This window comes from Streptomyces sp. NPDC059456 (assembly GCF_042750055.1).
GTDB lineage: Bacteria > Actinomycetota > Actinomycetes > Streptomycetales > Streptomycetaceae > Streptomyces.
The window spans coordinates 4,047-5,502 of sequence record NZ_JBHYVA010000587.1; the positions used below are offsets into that span (position 1 = coordinate 4,047).

Annotated in this window: 1 protein-coding gene; it reads right to left on the reverse strand. The window is 77.7% G+C overall.

What is annotated here, in order from left to right:
* Positions 1-114: 114 nt before the first annotated feature.
* Positions 115-1,456: FAD-dependent monooxygenase (locus ACFXA3_RS34085; RefSeq protein WP_385193330.1), on the reverse strand; the 1,342-nt coding region annotated here is incomplete at its 5' end.

Sequence of the window (1,456 nt, forward strand, 5' to 3'; positions counted from 1 at the left end):
GCGGGGGCGGCGGCCGTGCCCCGGGGGCGCCGGGCGCGGCGGCGCGGGGCGCGCCGCCGGCGGGGGGGGGGGGGGCGGGGGCCGCGGGGGGCCCCGCCCCCGCCCCCGGCTCCGTCACGGGCACACCGCGCGGGCGCCCCCGGCGAAGTACTCCGAAAGCGCGGCGGCCAGGCCGGTGCCGCCCGGCGTCCAGGCGATGTAGCCGTCGGGCCGCACCAGCAGCGCCTCGTACGGCACTTCGGGGGTGGGCCGGGCCCGCACCACGCGCAGGATCCCGTCCCAGGCCCGGGCCTCCTCGCGGTGGCGCTCACCCTTCTCCCCGAGGAGCAGCAGCAGCGGCCGGCCGTCCCGGAGCAGTCCGATCACATCGGCGTCGCCGGTCGAGGTGGTCAGCACGGCATTGTGCAGAAACGTTCCTGCGCCCGGTCCGTGCCCCCTGGTGTGCTCCGGGAGCACCGTGTCCTGCGCGCTGATGAGGCCGCCGAGGTGGTCCTGGGCCGCGTCCTGCGCCAACAGCCCGCTGAACACCCCGCGCAGGGCGTCGAGCTCGGGCCCCGGGCGCATCAGGGCGAGCTGGGCCCGCGTGTTCTCGATGACCCGCCGGGCGACGGGCCTGCGCTCCGCGTCGTACGTGTCGAGCAGGCCCGGCCCCGCCTGCCCGTGCACCGCGAGCGCCAGCTTCCAGGCCAGGTTGAGGGCGTCCAGCACGCCGGTGCTCAGACCCTGCCCGCCGATCGGGAAGTGGACGTGCGCCGCGTCCCCCACCAGGAACACCCGTCCCGCCCGGAAGGCCGTGGCCAGCCGGGTGAAATCGCTGAACCTGCCGAGCCAGCGCGGGTCCTCCATCGCGATCTCGCGCCCGGCGATCCAGGACGCCTCCCGGCGCAGTTCCTCCAGCGTGGGCGGGGCGTGCCGGTCGGCGTGCGCCCCGGCGCAGTTGAGCGTGCGCAGGTGCGTCCTGCCGTCCGGGTCCCGCTTGGCGACGATCCAGCCGCGCGGGGTCTGGTGCCAGCCCGCGGACAGCACGTCCGGCTCCGCCAGCATGACCCCGCCCATCAGCGCGGAGACCGTGGCCGGGTGGGTCTCGGAGCCGATGCCCGCCTGCTCGCGGACGGTGCTGCGCGCACCGTCGGCCCCCACGAGGTACCCGGCGGTGCAGACGACGGGCCCGTGCGGACCCTCCGCCTCGATCCGCACCCCGTCCGGCTCCCGGACCAGGGCGGTGACCCGGTGCTCGCGCAGGATCCGCGCACCCGCCGCCGCGGCCCGGGCCTCGAACTGCCGCTCCAGCTGCGCCTGGGGGCATTTGAGGATCGGCTCCGGCTCGGTGTCGGGAGCCGTGATGACGAGGCCGGGCAGCCCGGCGAAGTGGAAGGGGCTGCCCCCGGTGCGGGAGCGCCCGTACGGGTCCGCCGGCCCCGGCAGATGCCCGCGGCGGGCCAGGCACTGCACGGCC